Raw genomic sequence first — 25,733 nt, 5'->3', positions numbered from 1 at the left:
ACCCATGTGGACTCTCTCCGGATTCGCCGACGAGATCTCCGCCGATCTCACCGAACAGTGCGAGGTCGCGGCCGGGCTGGGCCTGACGCACATCGAGGTGCGCAGCGCCTGGGACGTCAACATTCTCGACCTGTCGCCCGATCAGCTCGCCACCATGCGAAAAACACTTTCCGCGTACGGGTTGAAAGTGTCCAGCATCGGGTCGCCGATCGGGAAGATCTTCATCGACGAGGACTTCGGCCCGCATCTGGACCGGATGCGGCACGCGGCCGAGGTGGCGCACGAGCTGGACGCCCCGTACGTCCGGATCTTCTCGTTCTTCCTGCGGCCCGGCGCCGATCCGGCGGCCCATCGCGGCGAGGTCATCGACCGGATGCGCGCCCTGGTGCGGGTGGCCGAGGAGGCCGAGCTGATCCTGCTGCACGAGAACGAGAAACAGATCTACGGCGACATTCCGGCGCGCTGTCTCGACCTGATCCGTTCGGTCGGCTCGCCCTATCTGAAGCTGGCCTGGGATCCCGCGAATTTCGTGCAGGTCGGCGTGCGCCCGTACACCGACGGTTATGCGATGCTGCGCCCGCACGTCGCCTACATCCAGATCAAGGACGCCCTTCTGGCCGACGGCACGGTGGTGCCCGCCGGCCGGGGCGACGGCGAGGTGGCGGCGACCATTCGCGCGCTGCGCCACGATGGTTTCGACGGTTTCTTCTCCCTCGAGCCACATCTCGCGGCCGGCCACGCCACCGGCGGATTCAGTGGTCCGGAGCTGTTCCGCACGGCCTGGCGCGCCTTCACGGAAATTCTGCAGACCGAGGAGATTGAGTACGCGTGAGCACAGCACCCAGATTCGCCCTCATCGGCGCGGGAGTCATCGGCAAGCACCACGGCCTCGTCATGAGCCAGCTCGCCGATCGGCTGCGGCTGGTCGCGGTGGCCGACGTGGAGCCCGCCCGGGCCGCGGCACTGACCGCCGAACGCGGCGGCCGGCCGTACTCCTCGCTCGACGAGGTGCTGGCCGAGCAGGACGTCGACGTGGTGGTCGTCTGCACGCCCACCGGCAGGCACGGCGAAGTGGCGATCGCGGCGCTCGAGGCCGGCAAGCACGTGATCATCGAGAAGCCGGCCGAGGTCACGGTCGAGCGCACCGGCGAGATCATCCGCGCCCGGCAGAAGGCCGGCACGCTGGTCACCGTCATCTCGCAGCACCGGTTCGACCCGGCCACCGAGCGGACGCTCGAGGCGATCGGCCGGGGCGAGCTCGGGCGGATCACCTCGGGGATCGCGTCGATCGACTGGTGGCGCGGGCAGAGCTACTACGACTCGGGCGGCTGGCGCGGCACGTGGGAGCTCGACGGCGGCGGCGCGCTGATGAACCAGGGCGTGCACACGGTCGACCTGCTCGTGGCGGCGCTGGGGCGGCCGGTGGAGGTGTTCGCCTACGCCGCGACGCTGGCCCACCAGCGGATCGAGGTGGAGGACGTCGCGGCCGGGGTGGTGCGGTTCGAATCGGGCGCGCTCGGGCTGCTGCACGCGACGACCGCGGCCTACCCGGGTCTCAGCGCCCGGCTGCAGGTGCACGGCGACCGCGGCTCGGCGGTCATCGACAACGATGCGCTGGCCTTCTTCCACTCGACGCCGGTCGGTACCGACCCGGAGGAGCGCTTCATGGGCGGGACGCAGACCATCTCGGGCGGCGGCGGGGACACCGCGGCGGCCGCGAACCCGGGGCAACTTTCCGACGCGCACCGGCTGCAGTACCTCAACTTTCTCGGCGCGCTGGCCGGCACCGAGAAGCTGCGGGTCGACCTCGAGACCAACCGGCAGTCGATCGCCGTCATCACCGCCGCCTACGAGTCGGCCCGCACGGGAAAGCCGGTGTCGTTGTGAGCCAGTTGGCGGCCAACCCCATCCCGTACTGGGCCTCGGCCGGCAAGACCCGCGAAGTTTTCGCGCAAGCTTTCGCGGACTTCCAGGAAATCGGGTTCGCCGCGGTGAAGGCCGACATCCCCGACGACATGACCGCCGCCGAGTACCGCGACTGGATCGCCGGCTACGGGCTGGCGCCGTCGCTGAGCCTGTTCAACTCGCCGTTCGACGAAACCGTCGAGCTCGCCGCCGAGATCGAGCGCGCGAAACTTTTCGCCGCCGGCCAGGTCGAGCTGGGCCTCGACCGTACGATGATCTCGTCGATGGCGAGACCGGAACGCCTGGCGCGACCCGCCGCCGGCGCCGGTTTCGACGCCGGCCGGCTGGATCGCGCGATCGAGATGTGCGGCGAGGTCTGCCGCGTGCTGCAATCCGAGGGGCTCCGGCCGCTGCACCACTCGCACGTCGGCGGCATTTTCGAGACCGAGCCCGAAATTTCCCGGCTGCTCGACGACCTCGGGGCCGGGGTGATCGGGTTCGGCCCGGACACCGGGCACCTGCGCTGGGCCGGGATCGAGCCGGCCGGGTTCATCCGGCGCTACGCCGACCGGCTCGGCGGCATCCACCTCAAGGACGTCTTTCCCGATCTGCTGGACCGGCGCGACCTGTCGTATCACGAGGCCACCCGGACCAAGCGGCTGTGGGCCGAGCCCGGGCTCGGCGTGGTCGACTTCGACGCGGTGCTCGGCGCGATCCCGGCCGGCTACGACGGCGACTTCATGATCGAGGTGGACGAGCCGAGCGTCGAGTCCAAGCGGGAGTCCCACCGGATGTCGTTCGACTGGGCCCGCGCCAGGCTCGGCGGCCGTCTGCGCTGACCGGTCGAGCCGCGCACCACCAGGCGCACCGGCAGGATCAGCGGGTCGCCGCTCGGCTGCGCGCCCTGCGCCACCGCGATGCAGTTGCGCACGCCGGTGAACCCCATCCGGTACAGCGGGGACGCGATCGTGGTGAGCTGCGGCTCGACCAGCTCGTCGAAGATGATGTTGTCGAAACCGACCACGCTGACCTGCTCGGGCACGCTGATGCGCAGCCGGCCGAGCCCCTTGACGATGCCGATCGCGAGCTGGTCGTTGTACGCCTGCACGGCGGTGGCGTCCAGCTCCGCGACCCGCAGCGCGGCGCCGAGCCCGGCCAGGACGGTCGGCTCGTTCGGGCCGACCCGGCGCGCCTCGAGGCCCAGGTCCGCGGCCACCTGCCGCATCGCGCGCCAGCGCACCCCGTCCGACCAGCTGGTCTCCGGGCCCGCCACGTACGTGATCCGCTCGTGCCCCAGCTGCGCGAGGTGCTCCACCGACCGCCGGATGCCGCGCTCGGCGTCGTTGAGCACGCAGTTCGCCTCGGGGATGCTGCGGTTCAGCAGCACCACGGCCTTCTGCTTGGCCACCATCCGCAGCGCCGAGTCGGTCATCCGCGAGCTCGCGATCACCAGCCCGTCGACCTGCCCGAGCTCCTGCTCGATCGTCTGCCGCTCCACCTTCGGCGACTCGTTGGTGTGCGACAGGATGAGCTGGTAGCCGGCCTCCCGCGCGGCCTCGTAGGCGCCCTTGATGATGTCGCCGTAGAACGGGTTGGTGACGTCGGCGACCACCAGCGCGATGGCGTGCCGCGGCTGCTGCGGGGACGGCAGCCGGGCCGGGACCGACCGGTACCCAAGTTTCGCGGCGGCCCGGAAAATGCGCTGCGAAGTTTCCGCGTTGACCCGCCCCGGGCGCGCGTAGGCCCGCGACACCGTCGAGGCGGACACCCCGGCCTCGCGCGCCACGTCGTAGATCGTCGGGCGCCTCATGTCGAGAATGCTAAATCTCTCCCGTTCCGCGCGCAGGTACTCTCGCCGCCCGTGCGCGATCTGTCCGTCTTCGGTGCCCGTCCGCCTTCGGTGCCCGTCTGCCTTCGGTGCCCGTCTGGCTTCGTTGCCCGTCTGCCTTCGGTGCCGGTCTGCTCGCGGCCGCCGTCGCTGCCGGCTGCGGCGACCAGGCGCGCCGAGTGGTGGAATCGGATCGTGGAGATGGCGTTGAGCACGGATGTCCCGGCGGTGGCCTGGCTCCCGGCACGGGAGAAGGCGCCGCTGGTGCTGCTCGGTCACGGTGGGAGCGGCAGCCGGCGCAGCGACCGGATCGTCGCGCTGGGCCGGTGGTTCGCCGCGGCGGGCATCGCGGCGGTGGCGATCGACGGGCCGTACCACGGCAGGCGGGTGGACCGGCCGATGCCGCCGGAGGAGTATCAGGCGCTGATCGCCGCCGAGGGCCTCGAGGTCGTTCTCGACCGGATGACCGAGGACTGGCTGAGCGTGATCGGCACCCTCGGACAGGTCGACCGGAACCGGCTCGGATACATCGGGATGTCGATGGGGGCGCGGTTCGGCCTGCCCCTCCTCGCGGCGCTGGGCGATCGTGCGAAGGGCGCGGTGCTGGGCAAGTTCGGGCTGGATCCCGCCGGCATCGATCCGCGGCTGAACGTGCCGCGGCGGGTGGCGGCGGACGCCGGGAAGATCACCGCGAAGGTGCTGTATCACGTCCAGCTCGACGACACGCTCTCTCCGCTCGACGGGCAGAAGAGGGTGTTCGAGCTCATCGGCAGCACCGAGAAGGAGTTGCTCGCCAGTCCGGGCGAGCACGGCGTCACGGATCCGGCCGCGGTGGCGCGGTGGCGGGAGTTCATCCGGGACGCGGTCGAGGAACGGTGACGCCCCGTACGGCCGGGCCGCGAGCGGACGCGGGCGGACTCAGTCGCCGGAGAAGCCCCAGAAGTACAGTTCGGCTGGGGTGTCCCGCTCGTCGTGCAGGACGGCGAGGCGGCCGATGCCGGGAAACTTCGCGAGGGGGACGATCGCCTCGACGTGGTCGCGGGTGAGTTTCGTGTCGCCGGCCGTCTCGTACGCCTCGGCCTCGCCGACCGGCACGATGATGCCGTACTCGGGGTTGCCGTGCTCCTTGACCAGCGCCATGTACTCCTCGAAGGTCTCGTACGGGTACGGCAGGTAACCGTAGTTCGGGGTCTCGTCGTCGGCGAGCACGCGATACATGTCGAGGATCGAGTGGGTGCCCTTGAGGCGTACGGTCTCGTCGGCCCACAGCTCGTCCTCGGTCCGCGGCCGGCCGGGATCGTCGACGGCCATCTTGCCGCTGACCGCCCACAGGAACTCGCCGGCCTCGAAGACCAGGGTCCGGAGGGTCACCAAGGCGAGGTACCGGTCTTCCTGGTAGGGCATGTAGTAGTCCCACCCCGAGGCGCCCACGCGTACTCCTTCTCTGATCTTTTCGGCGCGACAGAATAACCGGGGGCGGGGCGTCGCCGCCCCGGTCCCCCGGTCAAATCTCGGAAATCCGGTTTCCGTCACGCTCAGCAGCGGCCCAGATCCTCCCACTGCTGGGTCCATCCGGGCTCGGATCCCTGCGTCCAATATCTGGCCTTCCACAGGTGCTTGCCCTGGCCGGACGGCGGCCCGCTCGGGTCGCCGTACTTGCTCTTCTCGTGTTTCACCAGGTTGCCGCCGGTGTAGACGGTGGCGAAGGCCCATTCGGGGGCGTTCGAGCAGTCCGTCGCGGGCGGAGTTGTCGGAGTTGTCGGCGGCGGCGTGGTGGCCGGTCCCGTCGTCGGCGGGGTGGTCGGCGGGGTGGTCGGCGTCGAGCAGCCGCCGGTCGCGTCGACGGTGTCGCTGAAGGCGCTGCCCGAGGTGCGGTACGCGGCCGCCTTCGAGGTGGTCTGGACCGGCGAGAGCACCTGGTTCTTGGCGAACAGCACCCAGTCGACCTGCTGGATGTAGGTGGACAGGCCGCCGGTGTGCGCCGCCGTGTCGATGAACCACAGGTTCCAGTTGATGGTCATCGTCTGGCGCGGATAGAACTTGCCGGAGTGGTCGCCGACCTGCGTCCCGTCGATGAAGTAGATCATGTGCCCGTTGGCGACCTGCACGACCAGGTCGTGCCACCCGTCGAAGCTGCGGCGCTCCTCGGAGTGCACGTTGTCGGCGTACCACGGATCGTTGCGATAGGTGTACCAGCTGGTCTGGTAGTTGATCGGCCCGGTCTCGCCCCACCCGCCGTTCGGCAGGTACTCGGAGATGTCCAGCTCCGAGTACGTCGGGTCGAGGTCGCCGTTGAGCGGGCTGATGGTGAAGAAAGTTTCGTTGATGTGGTCGCCGTCGTTGCCGCTGACCGGCGCGTCGGTGAACCGGATCCGGCTGGCGTAGGTGCCGTCGAGGAAGCGCTTCTGGGTGGAGTAGAGCTCGGCCTGGTTGGTGCCGGCCGACGTGCCGTCGGTCGAGGCGGTCAGCTGCATGACCTTGTCGCCGTTGGCGGTGGGGAACGTGATGCTGTTGGCCGACCAGGTCGCGCCGGGCACGCCCGGGCCGCCGGCATAGGTGCGCGGCGTCCAGCCGTGCGCCGTGAGCGACGAGTCGGACGAGGCGGCGTAGTGGAAGTCGTCGAAGAGGTAGCCACAGTCGGCGGCGGACGCGGTGCCCGAGGAAACGGCGACCGCGCCGGCCGCGGCGACCAGGGCGACCGCCCCGGTCGCCAATCGACGTCTGTCTATCAACATGGACAGACTCCTCCCTGCTTTCGTGACACGGGGATGGGTGGGGGATTTCCTGACCGCGCCGGCGGTCGTTTCCGGCGCGGAGTCTTGGTCCGTCAGGCGGCGCTTTGTTCCGTCCGGGGCGCCTTTGCTCCGTCAGGCGGTGCGGCGGATGCGTCCGGCGTAACGGGCCTCGAGCCGGGCGTTGTGCTCCTTGCCGCCGGGCACGTTGTCGGACAGGTAGACCGGCGGCGTGCTGCCGTCCGCGGTCAGCTCGGCGACGACCTCGGTGACGATCTGCTGGGCCAGCAGCGCCGCCGTGATCGACGAGACGGCGCCCACCGCTCCCCCGCCGGGCAGCGGCAGCGCGGCGTCGCCGTAGGGCGCGCCGTTGTCGAGCACCACGTCGGCGATGTCGCCGAGCTTGCGGCCGCTCGGGTGGCGCGACTCGACGCCGGCCGAGTGCTCGGCCGAGGTGACGGCCACCAGGGCGTGGCCGCGCTCCTTGACCAGCAGCGCCATCTCGACGACCGCGCCGTTGATGCCGGAGTTGGAGGCGATGACGAACGCGTCGTCGGGCTTGATCGGGGCGAGCTCGTAGAGGCGGTGGGCGATGTCGGTGCGGCGCTCGACCATCGGGTCGGCGAGGGCCGCCAGGGGCTCGCCGCCGTAGAGGACGATGTCGCGCAGGGCGATCCGGTTGGTGGGGACCAGGCCCCCGGCGCGGCCGACGATCTCCATGGCGAGCGCCTCGGAGTGCCCGCAGCCGAAGGCCTGGATCACTCCCCCGTTGCGTACGCTCGCGGCCAGGATCCCGGCGGCCCGGCGCTTCTCCGCCTGCTGGCCGGCGCCGACCCGGTCGACCGCCTCCCGCACGGCCGTCAGGTAGTCGTTGCTGGTGACGCTCACGGTTGTCCTTTCGGCAGGCCGCGCTTGCGGGACGGGATCTTCTCGGGCAGGCGGTGGGCGTCCACGGCACGGACGGTGAGCTCGAGCGCCTCGGCGGTGCGTTCGTAGGTGCGCTGGGCGACGGCGACATAGATCATGTCGAGGATCAGCAGCTGGGAGTGCAGGGCGGAGAGGGCGGCGAGGCGGAAGGTGGTTTCCTGCACGGTGGTGGTGAAGACGAGGTCGGCGGTCTCGGCCAGCGGGGAGCGGCTGAAGCTGGTGATCGCGACGGTCAGGGCGCCGTGGTCGGCGGCCTCGGCGAGGGTCTCGATGACTTCGCGGGTGCGGCCGGAGTGCGACAGGCCGATCGCGACGTCGCCGGGGAGCAGCAGGGCGGCGTTGGTGAGCGCGGTGTGCGGGTCGGCGCGATGCCAGACCGGCACTCGGATGCGTTCGAGGCGGAACGCCATTTCCCGGGCGGCGGTGCCGCTGGACCCGAGGCCGAAGAGTTCCACCCGGTTGGCGGCGGCGATCGCGGCGGCGACTTGTTCGACCGTGGCCATGTCGAGGCCGGCGGCGGTGTCCTGGATGGCGCGGGTGTCGGCCGCGGTGACCACGCCGAGCACGTCGGTGAGCGGGTCTTCGGGGGCGATGTCGCCGCTGATGTCGGTCTCCCAGCGGGCTTGTTCGGCGCGGCCGGTCTCGGTGGCGATCGCGACCCGCAGGTTCGCGTAGCCCTTGAAGCCGAGCGTTCGGCTGAACCGGGTCACGGTCGCCGTCGAGGTGCCCGACCGTTCGGCCAGATCGACGATGCTGGCGTGGGCCGCGCTCTCCGGGTCGGCCAGGATCGTCTCGGCCACCCGGGCCAGGGCCTCCGGCATCGCGGGCCCGTCGATCCTCAGCCGGCCGAGCAGTCCGCCACTTTCACCGGTCACGATGGTCGTCCTTTTCATCAGGCGCTGTTGCTGATGAAAATTACGACCGCTCGATCCGATAGTCAATAAGAAGTTTCTCATCGGCGGATCGCCGACCGGTCCGCGGGCCTGCGCATCGACGGCCGTCTCCGCACGTCTTGCAAAAGAGTTGGAAAGTCTTCCAATCGATGCAAGTCGTTGCTAGCGTCTCGGCCAATATGAACGCGGGATTACACCCGTGTCATCGATGAACATCTTTGACCCGGCTCCCGAGAAGTCCGTCCGCGACGACCGTGGTCCCGCCGCATTCCGGCCCGGGCCCGTCAGGAGGCAACCGATGAAAGCTCGCCGCTGGGCGATCCCCGGCGTCCTGGCCCTGCTCACCGCCGCGACCACGATGGCCGTCCGGCCGCACCAGGCCGATGCCAAGGCCGACGCGAACCCCGGGCCGCGGGACGTCATCGTCCACCTCTTCGAATGGCCATGGGCGTCGATCGCGTCCGAGTGCACGAACGTTCTCGGGCCGAAGGGCTTCGGCGGGGTGCAGGTGTCGCCGCCGCAGGAGCATGTGGTGCTGCCCGGCTCGGGATACCCGTGGTGGCAGGACTACCAGCCGGTCAGCTACCAGCTGAAGACGCGGCGTGGCGACCGGGCGGCGTTCGCGTCGATGGTCAGCACGTGCCACGCGGCGGGCGTGAAGATCTACGTCGACGCGGTGATCAACCACATGGCGGGAGGCGCTTCGACGGGTACGGGCAGCGGCGGGTCGGCGTACAGCCATTACTCGTACCCGGCCGTCGCGTACGGGAACAACGACTTCCACCACTGCGGGCGCAACGGCAACGACGACATCGTGAACTGGGGCGACCGGTGGGAGGTGCAGAACTGCGAGCTGGTCGACCTCTCCGACCTCGCCACCGAGTCCTCGTACGTGCGGGGCAAGCTCGCCGGCTACCTCAACGACCTGATCTCGCTGGGCGTCGACGGGTTCCGGGTCGACGCGGCCAAGCACATTCCCGCGTCGGACCTGCAGGCAATCTACGGGCAGCTCAGCGGGTCGCCGTACATCTTCCAGGAGACGATCGAGGGCGGCGCCGGCGAGGTGAGCCCGACGGAGTACACCGGGCTGGGCGACGTCACCGAGTTCCGGTACGGCGACGTGGTCGGCAACGCCTTCCGCAACGCGAACTTGTCGGCGCTGCAGAACCTGCCGAGCCAGATGCTGGTGGCGAGCGGCGACGCGGTGGCGTTCATCGACAACCACGACACCCAGCGGAACGGTCGCGCGAAACTTACCTACAAGGACGGCATGACGTACGGGCTGGCCGAGGCGTTCATGCTCGCCTATCCCTACGGGACGCCCTCGGTGATGTCGAGCTTCACCTTCGGCAACGCCGACGCGGGCCCGCCGTCCGGCTCGGGCGGCACGACGTCGGCGGTGAACTGCTCGTCCGGGTGGGCCTGCGAGCATCGGTGGCGGACCACGGCGAACATGGTGGGCTTCCACAACGCCGCCCACGGAACCGCGGTGACGAACTGGTGGTCCAACGGCGGCAGCCAGATCGCGTTCGGGCGCGGCGCGGCGGCGTACGCGATCTTCAATCGGGACGGCGGGACGCTGAGCCGGACCTTCACCACCTCGCTGCCCGCCGGAACGTATTGCGACGTCGCCAACGGCGACGTCAGCAACGGCGCCTGCACCGGGCCGGCCTACACGGTGAGCTCGTCGGGGACCTTCACCGCCTCGGTGCCGGCGAACTCGATGGTGGCGTTGCACGTGAACGCGCGCGTCGGTGCGACCTCGACGGCTTGCGCGTCGGTGGCGGTAACTTTCGCGGTCAACGCGACGACCGTCTGGGGCGAGAACATCTATGTGCTGGGCAACCGGGCCGAGCTGAGCAACTGGAACACCGGCGGCGGGGTGGCGCTGTCGTCGGCGGCCTACCCGGTGTGGCGGGGCACCGTCAGCCTGCCGCCCAACACGTCCGTGGAGTACAAGTACGTGAAGAAGAACGGCTCGGCGGTGACGTGGGAGTCCGGCGCGAACCGGACCCTCACCACGGGCGCCGCCTGCACGCAGTCGGTCAGCGACACCTGGCGCTAGCTTCTCGGATCCCCGACCTCGCCCAGGAAAAGTATCGCGCCGGTCTTCTGGTCGGAGATGGTGAAGGCGAAGGGCCGGTCGACCACGAAAGTGGTCCGGTCAGCCCGGGCCGAGGTGACCATGACACCCCCGGTGACGGCGGCCGCCTCGGTGCCGTCCTCGTCGACCTTGATGTAGGTCTTGTGCACGACCTTCGCGAGGACCGGGTTCGCCTTCGACATGGCGGTGAAGCCGGACGTAGGCAGGCCGAGCTTGATGAGCGGCTCGGTCAGGTCGCCCGACCAGCGCAGCTCGAAGCGCGGCAGGGCGACCTCGTCGATCCGATGGTCGTCGAGGTCGGCCACGGCGTCGCGCCACGCCTCCTCGTCGAGGTGCAGGCTCTTGCCGACGTCGGGGAGCATGACCTCCATCGCGTAGCGGCCGTCCTCGCCGTAGGGAAGCCGGAGCATGCGGAAGCCGTCGCGCTCGGCGTACCCGAATGTTTCGTTCCGCAGGCGCATCATCGGGACGTCAACTTTCGCGCCACCGACCGAGAACCCGCCGGGTGCGGTCTCCTCGAACTTGGTTTTCCACTCACCGAGGAAATACACCGCGTTCAGCAGCACCAGCATCGCCTGGGGGTTGGGCAGCCCGAGGTCGCGGGCGATCCTGTCGATGCGGCCGCCGGTGTTCTTCTTGACCCACTCGTCGACGGCCTTCGCCGCGTCAGCTCGGCCCAGCTCCGCCTGCTCGACGGTGGCGCCGAAAGTCTTGCGCACGAAGTCGAGGTAATCCTGCTCGAGGGGCGCCCGCTCGTCCGCCCACAGCGCGTCGGCGACCGAGAGCTTCACCTCGTCGGTGTCGGCGAGCGTGCGCAGCAGCCCACCGACCCGAACGTCGCGGCGCTCGTCGAGGTGCAGGACTTTCGCCATTTCCGCCGCGGTCTCGCCGTCCGCGCCGGCCAGGATCATCGCCAGCAGCACCGAGACCGACAACGGCGAGGTGATCGTGTTCGGCGACCCGCCGGAAACTTGGCGGAAAAGTTCGAACCCGAACGCGTTCATGCCCCGCGCCACGGCCTGCGCGTCGCCGGGCTCAAGCTCGCTGACAAGTTTCGCATCGATCCGGCCGGCGTCTCCGGGTACCTCGCCCCCACACCCGCTCACCAACATCGCGCCGGCGGCGACCAGAGCAACAATTCGCGTACGCCTTCGTGAAGTGTGCACACGCTTTCGACGCCACCGCGGCCCGCCCGGTTCCCTCGCGCGCTCGCCCAGCGACGCGCAAGACCGCCCTCCAACGCGCAAGATGGCCCCGCAGCGTGCAAGATGGCCCCGCAGCGCGAGATGGCCCCGCAGCGCGCGAGATGGCCCCGCAGCGTGCAAGATGGCCCCGCAGCGCGCGATCGCCGTGCGACGCGTGAGATTGCCGCGTGACGCGCGAGGCCGGCCAACGACGCGCGGGGCCGCCCTATGATCGGTCAATGCTGCCCGGCCGGCCTCGGTGCCTCATGCTCGCCGCCGTCCTTCTCTCCGGCACCAGCCTCGTCCTCGGCGCCTGCTCATCCCCCGCGCGTCCGCCCTCGGGCGCGCCCGGGCCCTCCGCCGCTTTGCCGCCCTCCGCCGCTTTGCCGCCCTCCGCCCTGTCCGCTCCGCCTGCGCCCGGTACCTCCCCGGCCCTCTCCGCGGACGCGGCGTCCGGGCCACGCGACATCATGTGCGGCCCCCGCGAGGCGCACATCAAGGTCGTCTCCTCGCGGGCGGCGGACGACCTCGTGGCCGGCGCGATCAGCTGGCCCGGCCTGCGCGCCTGGGCCACCGCCTCGCCGACCACCAACGGCGACCCGGCCACCGGCGACTACAAGGTGGGCGCCGAGGTGAAAGCCGGCGCGGTCGTGAAAGTTTCCATCCCCGATTCGTTCGCCGCGCTGGCCGGCCTCAAATACGGGCAGGGTTGGGGCTACTCCCCCGCACGGTCGGTGACTTTCCACGCTTGCGCGGATTCGGACACGGCCTTCATCGGCGGCTTCCACGTGGCCGGCCGGCGATGCGTGCCGCTCGACATCGCCGCGAACGGCCGCCCACCCACCCGCGTGACAGTCTCGTTCTTCGCCGGCCCCTGCTGACGGCCGAGCGCGCGCGGCGTGGGCCGCACGCACCCAGGCCGTTGCGGTGCTCGGCCGGGCGCAGGGCCTGCGGCAACCCTGATCGGCAAGCTGCGCCTGGATCCGTCGTCGTGCCTGCGCCCGGCGAGATGGTCCCCAGCCAGGGCGTGCCGGAGGGCTCGCCGGCGGACCGGATTCCAACTTTCCTGCGCTTCGCCGGTGTGCTCCAGACATTGATCCACGTCCCGCGCAGGTGCATAGTCGGGCCTCATGGACTTCCGGGTGATCAGGGTGCCGGGCCGCGGCGCCGAGGACGTTGTCGTGGCCGCCGACGGAGCGGTGTTCACCGGCACCGAGGACGGCGTCATCCACCGCGTGGACCCGGCTTCGGGCCGGGCCGAGGCCGTCGCCGACACCGGCGGCCGGCCGCTGGGCATCGAGCTTCTGCCCGGTGGCCGGCTCCTGGTTTGCGACGCCCGCCGCGGCCTGCTCTCGGTTGACCCGTCCGACGGGACCGTCGACACGTTGGCCGGCGACATGCTGTTCTGCAACAACGCCGCCGTCGCCACCGACGGCACCGTCTACTTCTCGGATTCGTCGACGGTCCACCCGATCGACCGCTGGAAGGCCGAAATGGTCGAGCAGACCCGCACCGGCCGCCTGCTGCGCCGCACGCCCGACGGCGCCGTCACGGTCCTGCGCGACGGTCTTTCCTTCGCCAACGGCGTGGCGCTGGCGTCCGACGAGTCGTTCGTGGCGGTCGCCGAGTCCGCCGCCCGCACCGTCGCCCGTCATTGGCTGGCCGACGGCCGCGACGACTTCCTCGTCGAGGATCTGCCCGGCTATCCCGACAACATCGCGCGCGGCAGCGACGGCCTGATCTGGGTGTCGATCGCCAGCCCGAAGGACGCGCTGGTCGAGCGCCTCCAGCGGGGGCCGATGTGGATTCGCCGCGGGGTGACCAGAATTCCGGACCCGATGCAGCCGGCCCCGAAGCGGACGATCCGGGCCCAGGCGTACGACAACGAGGGCAAGCTGATCCACGATGTTTCCGTCGACAGCCCCGACTTCCACATGGTCACCGGGGTGCGCGAGCACGACGGCCGCCTCTGGCTGGGCAGCCTGCACGAGCCCGCGATCGCGGTGCTGACCGTGCCCGGCCGGCAGCGGCAATAGCCGGCCGAAGTTTCCGGCCGGCCAACGCGACAGCAGGCCGGCCGAGAAGTCCCGGGCAGGCGACGCGTCAGCGGGCCGGAACGCAAGGTCAGGCGACGCGGTAGCGGGCCGGCCGGAAATCCCGGCAGGCGACGCGGTAGCGGGCCGGAACGCCGGGTCAGGTGATGCGGTAGCGGGCCGGAACGCCGGGTCAGGTGATGCGGTAGCTGCCGGACTTCGGGCGCCACCCCGGCGGCGGGTCCTCGCCCGTGCGCCCGTCGACCGCCTCCCGCAGCAGGTCGGCGTGACCGGTGTGCCGGCCGTACTCCTCGAGGAGGTCGCACAACAGCCGGCGCAGGTTGGCGTGCGATCCGTCGGCCCGGGCCGCGTGGATGGGGCGGCTCAGGTCGCCCGCGGCCAGGACGTCCGCGAGCCGGGACCGGGCCCGGTCGACCGCCCCGTCGTACAGCGCGTACAGCGTTTCCGGCGGATCGGCGGCGGCCGACTCGAAGTCCCAGTCGTCGCCGCCGGTCCAGCCCATCGACTCCCAGGGCTCGCCCACCGGCACGCCGTGGAGCTTGACGGTCGAGTAGTAGTCCTCCACCACCGCCAGGTGCTTGAGCAGGCCGCCCAGGGTGAGTCCGGAGACGCCGAGCCGGGCGTTCAGCCCGGCGGAGTCGAGGTCGTCGGCCTTGAAGCGAAAGGTGGCGCGCAACCGGTTCAGGGAGCCGGTCAGTTGCTCGGCCTCGGTGCCGGCGAGCGGTGGTTCCCAGGGATAGTCGTCGGTCATGGGCACACGCTAATGCCTGGCTCATCGAGGTGACGACGATCGCGAAAGCGTGCTCGCTCGGGCCCGCCGCCCTACGGTGGTCGATGGAGGTGTCGGGATGCTGGAACTCATCGACCGGTTCGGCTGTCTCGGCATCGGCGGCCTCGTTCTCGTGGAAAGTTTCGGCGTCCCGGCGCCCGGCGAGACCGCGATCATCGCCGGCTCGGCCTACGCCGGGAGCGGCCACCTCAGCATCGTCGCCGTGGCGATCACCGCGTTCTGTGCCGCCGTGATCGGCGACAGCATCGGCTACTGGATCGGGCGCCGCGGCGGGCGGCCGCTGGTGCGGCGTTTCGGCCGCTATGTGCGGCTGACTCCGGAACGCTTCGACCGCGTCGAGGGCTTCATGTCCCGGCAGGGCCCCAAGATCGTGGTGGTGGCGCGGTTCGTCGAGGGGCTGCGCCAGTTCAACGGCATCGTCGCCGGCATCACCGGCATGCCTTTCCACAAGTTTCTCGCCTGGAACGCCCTCGGCGCGGCGCTCTGGGTGGGCGCGTGGTCCACGGGCGGCTACTACGCCGGCGATCACATCGAGGAGATCGCCAAGGGGGTCAGCAAATACGCGGTGGCGGCGGCAGGCGTCACGGTCCTGCTGATTGTCGCGTACGTCTGGCGCCGCCGCCGGAAGCGCCTGGGGACCGTGTCGAAGTAGGACGAGAGCCGCGGCGCGGGCCGGACCGGCTCCGGAATCAATGACGCCGTGCGGCGATCTTGGCGCGCACCCGGGCCAGCCGGATGGCTTCCTTGAGCGTGTCCACGTCGTAGGCCCCGTAGTGACGGTGGCCGTTGATGAAGAAGGTGGGTGTGCCCGACACCCCGCTGAGATCCGCCGACTCGAGGTCGTTGGCGATGCGCTCGGCGGCCGGGCTGCGCATCATGTCGTCGTGGAACTTCTCCTCGTCGAGGCCGAGCTGCCGGGCGTACGCGAGAAGGTCGGTGATGCGCAACTTGTCCTGATGCGTCAGCAACAGGTCGTGCATCTCCCAGAACTTGCCCTGCTCGCCGGCCGCCTCGGCGGCCTCCGCCGCCAGCTGGGCCTGCGGATGCACATCGGTGAGTGGCAAGTTTCGCCAGACGAAGCGCAAGTCGGCATCGCTGAACAGCTCCCGCACGATCGGCTCGGCGCGGCCGCAGTACGGGCACTGGAAGTCGCCGTACTCGACGATGGTGACCGAGGCCTCGGCCGGCCCGCGCACGTGGTCGCGCTCCTCGTCGACCTCCGGGATCAGGTCGTTGAGCTGGTCGGCGTCGCCGAGCAGGGCCATCGCGCGCTTCGGCTTGGGCAGCGTGAAGGTGATCCGGAACTCGGTCCAGGTCAGCAGCGCCGCGGCGACGGCCGCCGCGAGCACGCCCAGTTTCGCCTCGGCCAGCAGCGGCCCCTCGAACGCGAGGTTGGCGATCAGGAACGAAACCGTGAAGCCGATCCCCGCGATGGTGCCGGTGCCGAGCACCGACGCCCACCCGACGCCCGGCTGGATCCGGCGGCCGCTGAGCTTCGTGACGAGCCAGGAAACCCCGGTGATCCCGATCGGCTTGCCGAAGACATAGGCGACGAAGACACCGATCGTCACCGGCGAGGTGAGCGCCCGCCGCAGAAAGCTCGCGTCGATGGCGATCCCGGCGTTGGCCAGGCCGAACAACGGGACGATCAGGTAGCTGCTCCAGCCCTGGTAGGTGCGCTGGAGCCGGTCGTTCCAGGAGAACGAGTTGACCACGCCGGTTCGCAGGCCGTGGGCCAGCTCCGGCGTCGGCTGCTCGCGGAACAGCCGGAACAGGTCGCTGGCCTGCTCGAGGTCGCCGCGGGCCGGCGTGTACGCGGCCGCCGCCAGACCGAGCGCGAGGCCGGAGACGATCGGGTCGATGCCGCTGGCCAGCATGGCGCCCCAGATCGCCACGCCGAGCGGCACGTACGCGAACCCGCTGCGCACCCGCGACCGCGCGAGCGCGAAGGTTGCCAGGTACAGCACGATCGCGATGGCCAATGGGACGACCTTGATCTCCTCGGTGTACGCCACCGCGATGACCACCAGCGCGACGAGGTCGTCGACCACCGAGACCGTCACCAGGAACAACCGGGCCTGGTCGGGCACGCGCCGCCCGACCAGGGCCAGCAGGCCCAGCGCCAGCGCCGTGTCGGTGGACATCGCGACGCCCCAGCCGACGGCCCCCGGCCCGCCGGCGTTGACCGCCAGGAAAATCCCGACCGGCAGGATCATCCCGGTGATGCCGGCCGCCGCCGGCAGGATGAACCGCCGCCGGTCGCGCAGGTCGCCGAGGTCGAACTCGCGCCGCGCCTCCAGGCCCACCACCAGGAAGAACAGCGTCATCAGGCCGCTGTTGACCCATTCGCGCAGGGTCAGTGAGACGCCCATGTCGCCGAGGTCGATGGACAGCTCGGTGCGCCAGAAATTCTCGTAGGACCCGTCGGCGACGTTCGCCCAGATCAGGGCGACAACGATCGCGGTCACGAGAACCGCCGCGCTGCCCGCCTCGGTCCGCAGCACGAGGCGCACCGGCGTGGTCAGACGGGTCTTCCAGGCGGTGGTGCCCTGTAACTGAGTGGTGGTCGGCGAGTCGCTCACGCGCCTAGATAATCACCTCTCGGCCCGTCGATCCACGCGGTGTGATCCGCGTCCGCGTCGCGCGGGCCGTCTTGGCGAACCCTTAAATCGACGCCCGTGCATGGACGGTGACCGGATCGCGACGTATCGTGCATCTGCCCACCCCATCACCGGAGGTCTCGATGCGTCGCGCCGTTCGTCCCCTGCTGCTCGCTGCCGTGCTCCTGTTTCCGGCGGCCTGCGGATCGGCCATGACCGGAACGACCCCCGCCACGACCACCCCGGCGACGGTGGACATCGACACCAAGAATGCGTGCGAGGCACTCGGCGAGGCGTACGCGAAAGGCATGGCGCCCTTCGCCGAGGCCGTCTCCAAGGCCGCGGGCAGCGGCGCGCCGGCCGACCGGGCCCAGGCCCAGAAGAAGCTGGGCGACCTGGCGGCCTCGATCCGCGCGGCGACCGCCACCGCCAAGGACCCCGGGATCGTCGCCGACGGCAAGCAGGCCGCCGACCAGCTGCAGAAGAAGGCCGCCGACGCGAGCGTCTTCGCCGCCCTCAAGACGCCGGACGACGCGAGCAAGTTGCTGGGCCCGCAGCTCAAGGAGTGGCTGTCCCCGGTGACGAGCCACTGCTCCTGACGGCGGGGTCGGTCCGGTCGCCGCTGCGGATCGTGCAGCTCATCCGGCCGCGGCCCTGTCACGTCAGGCTTCCGGGCGGCATACTGCGTGCAAGATCGTTCAGCCTCCGGGAGGGCACATGGCCGGCACCGAGCCATCCGAGATCGACGCGTTCCTCGAGGCGCTGCCCGGCGTGCCGCCCCGCGGCCTGACCGCGTGCGACGGCTGGACCGCCCACGAGGTCGTGGCCCATCTCGTCTCCGGCGCCGAGCTCCTCGCCGAGCAGGCCCGCGCCCACCTCGACGGCACGCCGGCGCCGGTGGTGGACGACTGGGCGGCGCGCGACCTTCCCTACCAGGCCATGGACGACCGCCTGCTCCGCCGCCGGCTGGAGACCGGCGAGCGGGACATGACGCAACTGCTGGAACCGCTCGTCGCCGCCGACCCGGCCGCCGTCGTGCCCGGGCTGGGCTGGGGCATGCCGGTCGGCGAGATCGTCCTGCACATGCGCCAGGAGTTCGCGGTGCACCGCTGGGACCTGACCGGCGACGACGCCGGGACCGACGAGATCCTGGCCCGGCCGGAGCTGCTCGGGCATTCCGTGCGGATGCTGCAGGAGTCCCTGCTGGCCACCGGGCTGGCTGGGGAAACCGGCGACATCTCCGCCCGCATCCGCTGCCCGCGGCAGCCCGACCTGCTCGTCGAGGTGCGCGACGGCAAGGGAACCCTCGCGCTGGTCGACCCCGATGACAGCCCCGCCGTGGAAACCGATCCGGCCGCCCGCCTGCTTCTGCTGTGGGGCCGCCGGCCCTCGGACCCCCGGCGCGTGCGCAGCGACCTGCCGCCGTCCCAGCTCCGGCACTTGCAGCAGTTGCTGCGCGGCTTCTGACCAGCGGACGCCCGCCGCCTGAGGACCGGACCCAGCGGACGCCCGCCACCTGAGGACCCAGCGGACGCCCGCCACCTGACGGCCCAGCGGACGCCCGCCACCTGACGGCCCAGCGGATGCCCGCCTCCGGAGGGCTCAGCGGACGCCCGCCTCCTGCGGGAACAGCCGGTCGAAGACCGCCGCCCGGTCGAACGCCATCGCCGTCTCCCGCGCCCGCGACTCGTACTCGGCCCGCTGCGCCGCCGACATGTCGAGCACCACCCGGTCGAGCGCCGCCGCCAGCCCGGTGATGTCGCCCGGCTCGACGATCACCGCGGCCTTGCCCACGGCCTCGCCGGTCCCGCCGGTCAGCGTGGTCACGATCGGACCGCCGCCGGCGAGCATCTTCTCGGCCAGCGCGATCCCGAAAGTTTCCACGAACTCCGGTTCCGGCTTGGTCGGCAACGCGTACGCCGCACACCCGGCCATCAGCAGCGGCTTCTCCTCGTCGTCCACGTCGGTGAGGAAGACGATCCGGTCGTCCTCGCGCGCCATCGCACGGACGTGGCCGAGCTCCGGGCCGGTGCCCGCGACGACCAGCTTCACGTCGTCCCGGCAGCGTGCCTGCCCGTACGCGATCACCAGGTCGTAGATTCCCTTGGCCCGCGTCACGCGGGAGAGAAAGAGAATGTAGCCGTCGCGGAAAAGGCCGCGGCGCGCCAGCGCCGCCTCGACCGCCGGGCCCGGCTTGCCGACGAACGCCGACGCGTCGATCGGCGGGTAGCTGACCCGCACCCGGTCGTGGCACTGCGCGGCGAACGAGGTGCCGCAATGAGCGTCCACTTCGGAGGCCGAGGCGATGATTTCGTCCCGGGTGTAGTCGGAGACCGCGACCACCTCGTCGTTGGCCAGGAACGTCGTGAACAGCGCGGTCGCCGCCCCGAAGCGCCCCTCCCGCAGGCAGGAGCGGATCACGTTGGTGACGTCCGAGCCGACCGCCTTCGCGATCGTGTGCACCTGGGGATGGAAACCGGCCGCCCGCGCCGCGGTGACCGCGTCGACCACCACCGCCGTGTGCGGCACCAGGTACATCGACAGGCACACTGTCGGCACCGGCTCGCTGAGCAGCTCGACCAGCCGGCCGGTGAGGCCCGCGAGGTGACGCCCGTCGGGCACCCGGTAGTCGCCGACCGGCTCGGGCCGCTCGACGGTGATCCCGGGACTGTAGGGCAGCAGCCGATCGAGCGGCTTGAGCGGCAATCCGGCCGCCTGGAGTGCCGGGATCGGCCAGGTGAGCAATCGGACATCGGCGAAGCCCCGGGTCAGGGCGACCTCGGCGAGGTTGCGCGCCTCGCCGGCGTGCCCGCAGATCACCGGGTCGGCTCGGACCACGATCACGAGGCGGCGGCTGGGATAATTCATCGTCGATCCTCGGGGGTGCGGGGCTCAGGACAGGGACGGGGGCCGGTGCCGGCTTCCCCAGGTGCTGGGCTCGTGGCCCAGCCGCAGATGCAGCCGGCCGCCCCGATGGAGCCGGGCGGCGGACAGATGGGCGGCGTGCAGCGGCTCGCCGTCGAGGGTCGCCGACTGCACGTACTGCGGCGGCGGGTCGTGGTCGAGGCCGTCCACGCCGATCGGCGAGTCGTGGTGCCCACTCGTCTCGATGACGAACTCGCCGTCGCCGGCCTGCAGGACGGCGCGGTCGAAGGCGGGCGCGTTGATCAGAAAGAGGTTCTGGCCGGCCACCGGGAACAGGCCCAGCGAGGCCCAGACGTACCAGGAGCTCAGGCCGCCGGAGTCGTCGTTGCCCGGCAGGCCGCCGGGCCCGGTGCCGAACTGCCAGGTCAGCGCGGAGTGCACGACCTCGGCGGTGCGGTCCGGGCGCCCGGCGTAGTGGTACGCCCAGGGCGCCTCCATGTCCGGCTCGTTGTTGAGGCCCTCGAATCGGTTGAGCGCGTAGCCGGCCGCCATCTCGGCCGGCGCCGGGCCGCGGCCGGGTTGCTTGACCGGGCCGGCGCCGTAGCCGAAGAACCCGTCGAGGATGCCGGCGAAGGCCTCGTCGCCGCCGGCCAGGGCGATCCGGCCGGCCATGTCGTGCAGCAGGCGGAAAGAGTAGTTCCATTTTCCGCCTTCGTAGAACTCGCTGTCGCGCAGCAGCCCGGTCGCCGGGTCGAAGGCGTTGACCCACTGCCGGCCGCGCCGCTCGAGGTCGTGGGCGAGGCGGCGGTCGTTGAGGGCGCGCGCGACCTGGGCGGTGCAGTGATGGGCGTACGCGAGATCCAGGGTGTGCGTGATCGGGTGCACCACGCCGTGCTCGAAGAAGTCCTCCCCGTACATCCGGCGCAGGTCGTCGACCATGTGCACCAGCGCCCAGCTCCAGTCGATGCCGGGCCGGGCGAGCACGTGCGCGTCGGCGAGCGCGGTGTGCGCGAGCGCGCTGGCCTGCCGGAAGAACCGGTCGGCGCCGCGGGCCATGCGATAGCCGATCGGAAAGTTTCCCTCCTCCTCGCACACCCGGATCAGCGACTCGAGCAGGTCGGTGAAACGGTCCGGCGCGATCGCGGCGAGCAGGGGCAGCTGCGTCTTGTAGATGTCCCACATCGTGCAGACGTCGAACGCGTACGGACCGGGGTTCGGCCAGAACGGGCTCTCGTCCTCGGTCACGCACGGCTTGATCATCGAGTGGTACAGCGCGGTCGCGAACACCTGGCGGCGGGCCCGGGTCCCGCCCTCGACCCGGACCTTGCCGACGTGCTCCCGCCAGCTCACCCGGGTGCGGGACCGCACCACGTCGAAGGCCCGCGCGTCGTGGCCGCACTCCCGCTCGAGGTTCTGCCGGGCCTGCTCGCAGCCGCGCAGCGAGAAACCCATCCGCACCTCGACCACCTGGCCGGCCGCCGCCGGGCCCATGAACAGCAGGCCGAACGGGCGCAGGTTGGTGTGCCGGATGCTGTCGAAATCGAGCCGGGTCCCGCCGTCGATCAGGCGCCGGTCGTACCAGAGCATCTGCCGCCACCCCGGGGAGTCGACCTCGAGGTGCACCGACAGCGGCACGCCCTCCATCACGACGGTCCCCTGCGCGCGGCCGCGGCCCATGCTCTCGACCTGCGCGCGCAGCGGCACCGTCCGGCCGAGATCGATGTTGAGCCCGCCGCAGGACAGGTCGACGACGACGCGCGCCGAGCGGTTCTCCGGAAACGTGTAACGGTGCACCGCGACCTTGCCGCCCACGGTGATCTCGCACTTCACGCCGGTGTCGAGCGTCGCCGCGTAGTAGCCGGCCTCCGCCATCTCGTCGTGCAGGGCCCATGACTCGCCCAGCGAGTCGAGGGGCTGCACCATCGGCGTCACCCGGACGTAGTTGTAATACTTGCGGATCGCCCCGGTGCCCGACTGCTGGAAATGCGTGAACCCGGAGGCCTCGACCCGCTCGTACATCTCCTCCGGCACGCCCTCGGTGTTCTTCGCGTACCGCCCGTATCCCGTCGGATAGGCGCCCGAGTAGGCGCACGCCGACACCATCCCGAACGGCGACGTGGCGCCCGGGTGCGTGTTGCCCACCTGCGGTTTCGGCCACCACCAGGTGGCGGCCAGGCCATGCGGGCGAGGCAGGCCGGTCGCTGCGGTGCCGATGAACGGGTCGATGAGGTCGAGGATGGCGGCACTTTATCGAGAACCGAAACCGCCCCGGTTTCCAACAGGTGAACTGTCAGTCGATCGGCAAAATTTCGGCTCCTTGGACGAAATACAAGAGCTCGACCACCGGGATCTCCCGTCCCGCTTTCGCCTCGTGGTCGGCGAAGAACGGGTACGCCTGCTTGATCGCGGCCCACGCCCGCTCACGGTCCGCGCCGGTCAGCGGAGTGGCGGTGGCCGCATAGCGGGCGTCGCCCACCTCGACCGTGACGGCCGGGTGGGCGACCAGGTTGCGGTACCAGTCCGGGTCGGCGGGCGCGCCCGCGTTCGACGCCATCACCAGCAGGCGGTCGCCGTCGCGGTGGAACATCATCGGCGTCGTGTGCGGCCGGCCCGTGCGGGCGCCCGTGGTGGTGAGCAGCAGCAGGCGCTCGCGATGCATGCCCTCGATCTCGCCGCCGGCCCGGAACTGGTCGATGACGTGCTTGTTGATGGCCTTGACGTCCATGCCGCGCCTCCGCTGGTCGGCGGCCGCCGGGGCGGCCCGCATCGCCTCGGCCGCCTGGGCGGCCCGCATCGCCTCCATCCTGCACAGGTTGCCACGAGCTTGCACGGACGGGCGGAAACCCGGCCGGAGGACGCCGTCGCGCCAGGCCGTTACAGGCCGTTACAGCAGGCCGGCCAGCAGCGCCGCGGCCCGGCCGGCGCCGTCCGGGGTCACCGGGCGGTACCGGACCTCGCGCCCGATCTCCTCGGCGATGGCCTCGGCGAGCGTGTCGGGGCCGAGGGTCTCGTAGTCCATCCGGCGGCCGGCGCCGTGGCGGCGCAGGCGATGGGCGACGTGGAAGTTCTGCTCGAAGTGCCGGCGCAGCGGCACGTAGATGAACGGCCGGTTGCTCGCGGTCAGCTCCATGCAGGTGGTCAGGCCGCCCTGCACCACCGCCAGGTCGGCGGCGGCCAGGTGGCGGTGCAGGCCGGGCAGATAGCCGTGCACGTCCAGGCCGTCGCGGGCCCGAATCGCCGACGGGTCGATGCGCGGGCCGGTCACGAGGATCATGCGCAGGCCGGGAACGCGCCGCCCGGCTTCGGGGTACGCGTCGGCGACGCGGCGCAGCAGGTCGCCGCCGACGCCGGAGCCGCCCACCGTGACCACGCAGACAGGCTCGCCGGGACGGTAGCCCAGCTCGTCACGCAGCGCGGCACGGTCGGCAGCATCGAAGCCGGTGACATAGCCGGCGAAGGAGAAATGCGACGTCGTCCAATCGCGAATGAACGGCATGTCCGGCCCGAAGCGATCGGGCACGATGTCGTCGGGCTCGCCGACGAAAATTGCGCGGTCACGCAGCCGGGGGAACCGGGCGATGCGCTCGATCATTTCCGCGTTGTGGTCGGCGGCGACCGACGTGGCGCGCTCGTCGTCGCCGGGCATGGGAAGGAAACCGACGAAGTCCGTCAGCCACGCGTACGCGAATCGCTTGAGCTCCGGATTCTCGTGCAGGAAATGGTCGACGTCCCAGGCCTCGTCGCCGATGACCAGGTCGTACTGTTCCTCGGTGACCACGTCGTGGAACACCATGAAGTTGTTCATCAGGATCTCGTCCATCGAGCGCAGCGCCTGGAAGGCGTGCAGGTCGTGCTCGCCGGACTCCTCCTCGATGTGCGCGGACTCGCTGAACAGGAAACGGCTCGCGGGATGGACCCGCTCGCCCTCGTCGGCCAGCATCCGCGTCACCGGGTCCTGGGTGAGCCAGTCCACGCGTACGCCGGGATGTCTTGCCCGCAGCTCTTTCGCAATGGCCAGATCTCGCCGCGCATGGCCCAGCCCGATCGGCGACGACAAGTACAGCACCCGTTTCGGGCGGCTGCTCCACCGCGGCCAGACGCGCCGGTCCGCGGAAAGTTTCCGGAATCGGGCGGCAAATTCACCGATCAGGAGATTGACGCGTACGGGATCGCGCACCTGCGGAACATGCCCGCCGCCCTCGATGGTGACCAGCTCGCCGCCGGTCAGCTCGCAGAGCAGTGCGCTGCGGGCGAGCGGGGCCACGCGATCGGCGGTGCCGTGCACGGCGAGCAGCGGGCCGCCGATCCGCGAACACCAGTCGCGGATCGTCTCCTCGTCGGGGCGGTGGCCGCGGCTCTCGGCGACGAGCACTTCGCCGGTGGTCTCCAGGGCCCAGGCGACGCCGTCCTCGATCGGCTTGGTGGAGTGCGGCTCGGGGAAGCACTGGCCCAGGAAGAACCACGCGAAATCTTCGTAGTGCTCGAGCCAGTATTGCCAGTTGTATTTCGCCCAGTGTTTCTGCGGATCGGTGCCGAGCCCGGGCACGGCGGACGGCGGCAGTTGCGGTGCGGGCGCGGCCACGTCGAGGTTGGTCGCCCGCTCCGTCCCCGGCGGCAGGGCGATCGAGGGACCGATGACCACGGTCCCGTGTACCCGGTCCGGATGCTCGGCGGCCAGCTGGAGCGCCCAGTTGACGGCGCGGGAGAGCGCGACGAGCACGGCCTTGCCGGTGCCGGTCGCGTCGAGCACCGCGAGCGCGTAGGCGACGTGATTTTCCTGGTCGTAGGCGAAACTTTCCAGCGGGCGGTCGGAGCGGCCGTTGCCCGGGCCGTCGTAGGTCACCACCCGGAAATGCCGCGACAGGTGGGCGACCTGCATCTTCCAGAGCCGGCGGTGCACGATGGTCCACGTGGGCATGAGCAGGATGGTCGGCCCGCTCTCGCCGTACACGGCGAAATTGATCTTTATGCCCCGGTGCTCGACGAAGCCGTCAGCGGTCGGCCGCAGCGTGGTCACGAGTCACCGCCTCTCGTGCGCTCTTGCGGGGCGGGCGCGGGATGAACCGCGGCACGCGGGCCGCGTAGTCGGCGTAGGGTGCGCCGAGCTGCTGCCGGAGGTCGTGCTCCTCGAAGCGCACACCCACCATGATGTACGCCGTCGAGGCCCCGGCGAAGAGCAGGCGGCCGACGCTCATGTCCGGCGCGGCCCAGAACGCGATCAGGAAGCCGACCATGATCGGGTGCTGGACGTAGCGGTAGACGGACGGCTCGCGAAACTCGGGCTCGCGATATTTCCGCGAAAGTGCCTGGCGCAGGCCGAAAAGGTCGAAGTGGCCGAGCGCGAAAGTGGCGAAGAAAAGAAATGCCCAGCCGGCCAGGTAGAGCGTCCATAGCAGGGCGCGCGCCCAACCCGGACCGACCGTCCAGACCGAGGCCGGCAGCGGCTGCCACAGCCACAGCAGCAGGATCAGCACCGCGGTCGCGGCCAGCACGAACGTGCTGCGCTCGACTGGCGGCGGGATGATCCGGGTCCAGCCGCGCTTGAACCAGGGCCGGGCCATCACGGTGTGCTGGAGGGCGAACGCGCCCAGCAGGGCGAGGTCCACCAGGGCCGCCTGCCACGCCGGGCGGACGGTGCCGTCGTCGATGCCCTTGGGCACGACGACGCCGGCGAGGAAGCCGGCCGTGTACAGAAATGCCGCGGCGAACAGGGCGTACACCGCGACGGCGTAGAACTTTCGCACCATGTTTCCTCCCTCGGTTGCGGCCGACCGGTTCCCCTGGTGTACCGGTCGGCCGCCGGTTTGGCCCGTTGCGCCGGCCGGTCGGCCGGTTTCATCACGTTCTGTCA

General features: G+C 70.7%; 23 protein-coding genes. 10 read left to right on the top strand and 13 right to left on the bottom strand.

Annotated elements, in window-relative coordinates; translation table 11 throughout:
• The first annotated feature begins 4 nt into the window (after positions 1–4).
• From ACFQS1_RS24295 to ACFQS1_RS24285, 3 genes are read left to right on the top strand one after another with little or no spacing between them, the layout of a single operon-like run.
• Entirely contained in the window at positions 5–832 is an 828-nt protein-coding gene (locus ACFQS1_RS24295) for a sugar phosphate isomerase/epimerase family protein (RefSeq protein WP_378972307.1), read from the top strand.
• Complete coding sequence (locus ACFQS1_RS24290) at positions 829–1,887, top strand: Gfo/Idh/MocA family protein (RefSeq protein WP_378972305.1); 1,059 nt, start codon at positions 829–831, stop codon at positions 1,885–1,887. The genes ACFQS1_RS24295 and ACFQS1_RS24290 overlap by 4 nt, the downstream gene beginning before the upstream one ends.
• Entirely contained in the window at positions 1,884–2,744 is an 861-nt protein-coding gene (locus tag ACFQS1_RS24285) for a sugar phosphate isomerase/epimerase family protein (RefSeq protein WP_378972302.1), read from the top strand. The genes ACFQS1_RS24290 and ACFQS1_RS24285 overlap by 4 nt, the downstream gene beginning before the upstream one ends.
• Here ACFQS1_RS24285 and ACFQS1_RS24280 read toward each other — a convergent pair.
• Complete coding sequence (locus ACFQS1_RS24280; RefSeq protein ID WP_378972300.1) at positions 2,630–3,715, bottom strand: LacI family DNA-binding transcriptional regulator; 1,086 nt, start codon at positions 3,713–3,715, stop codon at positions 2,630–2,632. The two genes, ACFQS1_RS24285 and ACFQS1_RS24280, sit on opposite strands and share 115 nt — an antisense overlap.
• 225 nt (positions 3,716–3,940) lie before the next feature.
• On the opposite strand from ACFQS1_RS24280, the gene ACFQS1_RS24275 reads away from it, so the two are divergent.
• The gene (locus ACFQS1_RS24275) at positions 3,941–4,612 is read left to right on the top strand and encodes a dienelactone hydrolase family protein (RefSeq protein ID WP_378972298.1); all 672 of its coding nucleotides are present in this window, start codon (positions 3,941–3,943) and stop codon (positions 4,610–4,612) included.
• 39 nt (positions 4,613–4,651) lie between these two features.
• Here the strand turns inward: ACFQS1_RS24275 and ACFQS1_RS24270 are convergent, their stop codons facing one another.
• The 4 genes from ACFQS1_RS24270 to ACFQS1_RS24255 all read right to left on the bottom strand — a co-directional run bounded on the left by ACFQS1_RS24270 (position 4,652) and on the right by ACFQS1_RS24255 (position 8,267).
• Positions 4,652–5,164, bottom strand: a complete 513-nt coding sequence (locus ACFQS1_RS24270) for a hypothetical protein (RefSeq protein WP_378972295.1) — start codon at positions 5,162–5,164, stop codon at positions 4,652–4,654.
• 104 nt (positions 5,165–5,268) lie between these two features.
• On the bottom strand, positions 5,269–6,468 hold the full coding sequence (locus tag ACFQS1_RS24265; RefSeq protein WP_378972292.1) for a glycosyl hydrolase: 1,200 nt from the start codon (positions 6,466–6,468) through the stop codon (positions 5,269–5,271).
• A gap of 132 nt (positions 6,469–6,600) precedes the next feature.
• Positions 6,601–7,353, bottom strand: a complete 753-nt coding sequence (locus ACFQS1_RS24260; RefSeq protein WP_378972290.1) for a sugar isomerase domain-containing protein — start codon at positions 7,351–7,353, stop codon at positions 6,601–6,603.
• Complete coding sequence (locus ACFQS1_RS24255) at positions 7,350–8,267, bottom strand: MurR/RpiR family transcriptional regulator (protein ID WP_378972288.1); 918 nt, start codon at positions 8,265–8,267, stop codon at positions 7,350–7,352. The genes ACFQS1_RS24260 and ACFQS1_RS24255 overlap by 4 nt, the downstream gene beginning before the upstream one ends.
• Positions 8,268–8,583: 316 nt before the next feature.
• On the opposite strand from ACFQS1_RS24255, the gene ACFQS1_RS24250 reads away from it, so the two are divergent.
• Positions 8,584–10,350 (top strand): carbohydrate-binding module family 20 domain-containing protein, encoded by a 1,767-nt coding sequence (locus ACFQS1_RS24250; RefSeq protein ID WP_378972286.1) that lies wholly within the window; start codon positions 8,584–8,586, stop codon positions 10,348–10,350.
• On the opposite strand, the gene ACFQS1_RS24245 is transcribed toward ACFQS1_RS24250, so the two are convergent.
• Positions 10,347–11,393 (bottom strand): serpin family protein, encoded by a 1,047-nt coding sequence (locus ACFQS1_RS24245; RefSeq protein WP_378972283.1) that lies wholly within the window; start codon positions 11,391–11,393, stop codon positions 10,347–10,349. The genes ACFQS1_RS24250 and ACFQS1_RS24245 overlap by 4 nt on opposite strands.
• 650 nt (positions 11,394–12,043) lie before the next feature.
• Between ACFQS1_RS24245 and ACFQS1_RS24240 the strand changes: the two genes are divergently transcribed.
• A complete protein-coding gene (locus tag ACFQS1_RS24240; RefSeq protein WP_378972280.1) occupies positions 12,044–12,454 on the top strand; it encodes a hypothetical protein in 411 nt (136 codons plus the stop codon).
• A gap of 249 nt (positions 12,455–12,703) precedes the next feature.
• Entirely contained in the window at positions 12,704–13,609 is a 906-nt protein-coding gene (locus ACFQS1_RS24235) for an SMP-30/gluconolactonase/LRE family protein (RefSeq protein ID WP_378972278.1), read from the top strand.
• 190 nt (positions 13,610–13,799) lie between these two features.
• On the opposite strand, the gene ACFQS1_RS24230 is transcribed toward ACFQS1_RS24235, so the two are convergent.
• Entirely contained in the window at positions 13,800–14,378 is a 579-nt protein-coding gene (locus ACFQS1_RS24230; RefSeq protein WP_378972276.1) for a mycothiol transferase, read from the bottom strand.
• Between the two features lie 97 nt (positions 14,379–14,475).
• Between ACFQS1_RS24230 and ACFQS1_RS24225 the strand changes: the two genes are divergently transcribed.
• Entirely contained in the window at positions 14,476–15,069 is a 594-nt protein-coding gene (locus tag ACFQS1_RS24225) for a DedA family protein (protein WP_378972274.1), read from the top strand.
• A gap of 37 nt (positions 15,070–15,106) precedes the next feature.
• On the opposite strand, the gene nhaA is transcribed toward ACFQS1_RS24225, so the two are convergent.
• On the bottom strand, positions 15,107–16,999 hold the full coding sequence (gene nhaA / locus ACFQS1_RS24220; protein ID WP_378972272.1) for a Na+/H+ antiporter NhaA: 1,893 nt from the start codon (positions 16,997–16,999) through the stop codon (positions 15,107–15,109).
• A gap of 230 nt (positions 17,000–17,229) precedes the next feature.
• On the opposite strand from nhaA, the gene ACFQS1_RS24215 reads away from it, so the two are divergent.
• Entirely contained in the window at positions 17,230–17,616 is a 387-nt protein-coding gene (locus ACFQS1_RS24215; protein ID WP_378972269.1) for a hypothetical protein, read from the top strand.
• Between the two features lie 118 nt (positions 17,617–17,734).
• The gene (locus tag ACFQS1_RS24210) at positions 17,735–18,484 is read left to right on the top strand and encodes a maleylpyruvate isomerase N-terminal domain-containing protein (RefSeq protein ID WP_378972267.1); all 750 of its coding nucleotides are present in this window, start codon (positions 17,735–17,737) and stop codon (positions 18,482–18,484) included.
• Positions 18,485–18,619: 135 nt separating this feature from the next.
• Here ACFQS1_RS24210 and ACFQS1_RS24205 read toward each other — a convergent pair whose 3' ends face one another.
• From ACFQS1_RS24205 to mddA, 5 genes are all read right to left on the bottom strand, one after another.
• Positions 18,620–19,885, bottom strand: coding sequence for a glycosyltransferase (locus tag ACFQS1_RS24205; protein ID WP_378972265.1), 1,266 nt, complete (start codon positions 19,883–19,885; stop codon positions 18,620–18,622).
• Between the two features lie 24 nt (positions 19,886–19,909).
• Positions 19,910–22,096, bottom strand: coding sequence for a GH92 family glycosyl hydrolase (locus ACFQS1_RS24200; protein WP_378972364.1), 2,187 nt, complete (start codon positions 22,094–22,096; stop codon positions 19,910–19,912).
• Between the two features lie 76 nt (positions 22,097–22,172).
• On the bottom strand, positions 22,173–22,685 hold the full coding sequence (locus ACFQS1_RS24195; RefSeq protein ID WP_378972263.1) for a nitroreductase family deazaflavin-dependent oxidoreductase: 513 nt from the start codon (positions 22,683–22,685) through the stop codon (positions 22,173–22,175).
• A gap of 81 nt (positions 22,686–22,766) precedes the next feature.
• Positions 22,767–24,899 (bottom strand): alpha/beta fold hydrolase, encoded by a 2,133-nt coding sequence (locus tag ACFQS1_RS24190; protein ID WP_378972261.1) that lies wholly within the window; start codon positions 24,897–24,899, stop codon positions 22,767–22,769.
• A complete protein-coding gene (gene mddA / locus ACFQS1_RS24185) occupies positions 24,874–25,629 on the bottom strand; it encodes a methanethiol S-methyltransferase (protein WP_378972259.1) in 756 nt (251 codons plus the stop codon). The genes ACFQS1_RS24190 and mddA overlap by 26 nt, the downstream gene beginning before the upstream one ends.
• Positions 25,630–25,733 lie beyond the last annotated feature (104 nt).

Source organism: Paractinoplanes rhizophilus, from assembly GCF_042664765.1.
GTDB classification, from domain to species: domain Bacteria; phylum Actinomycetota; class Actinomycetes; order Mycobacteriales; family Micromonosporaceae; genus Actinoplanes; species Actinoplanes rhizophilus.
The sequence above is the reverse complement of the archived record's forward strand: the minus strand, read 5'-3'. Positions and strand labels throughout refer to the sequence as shown.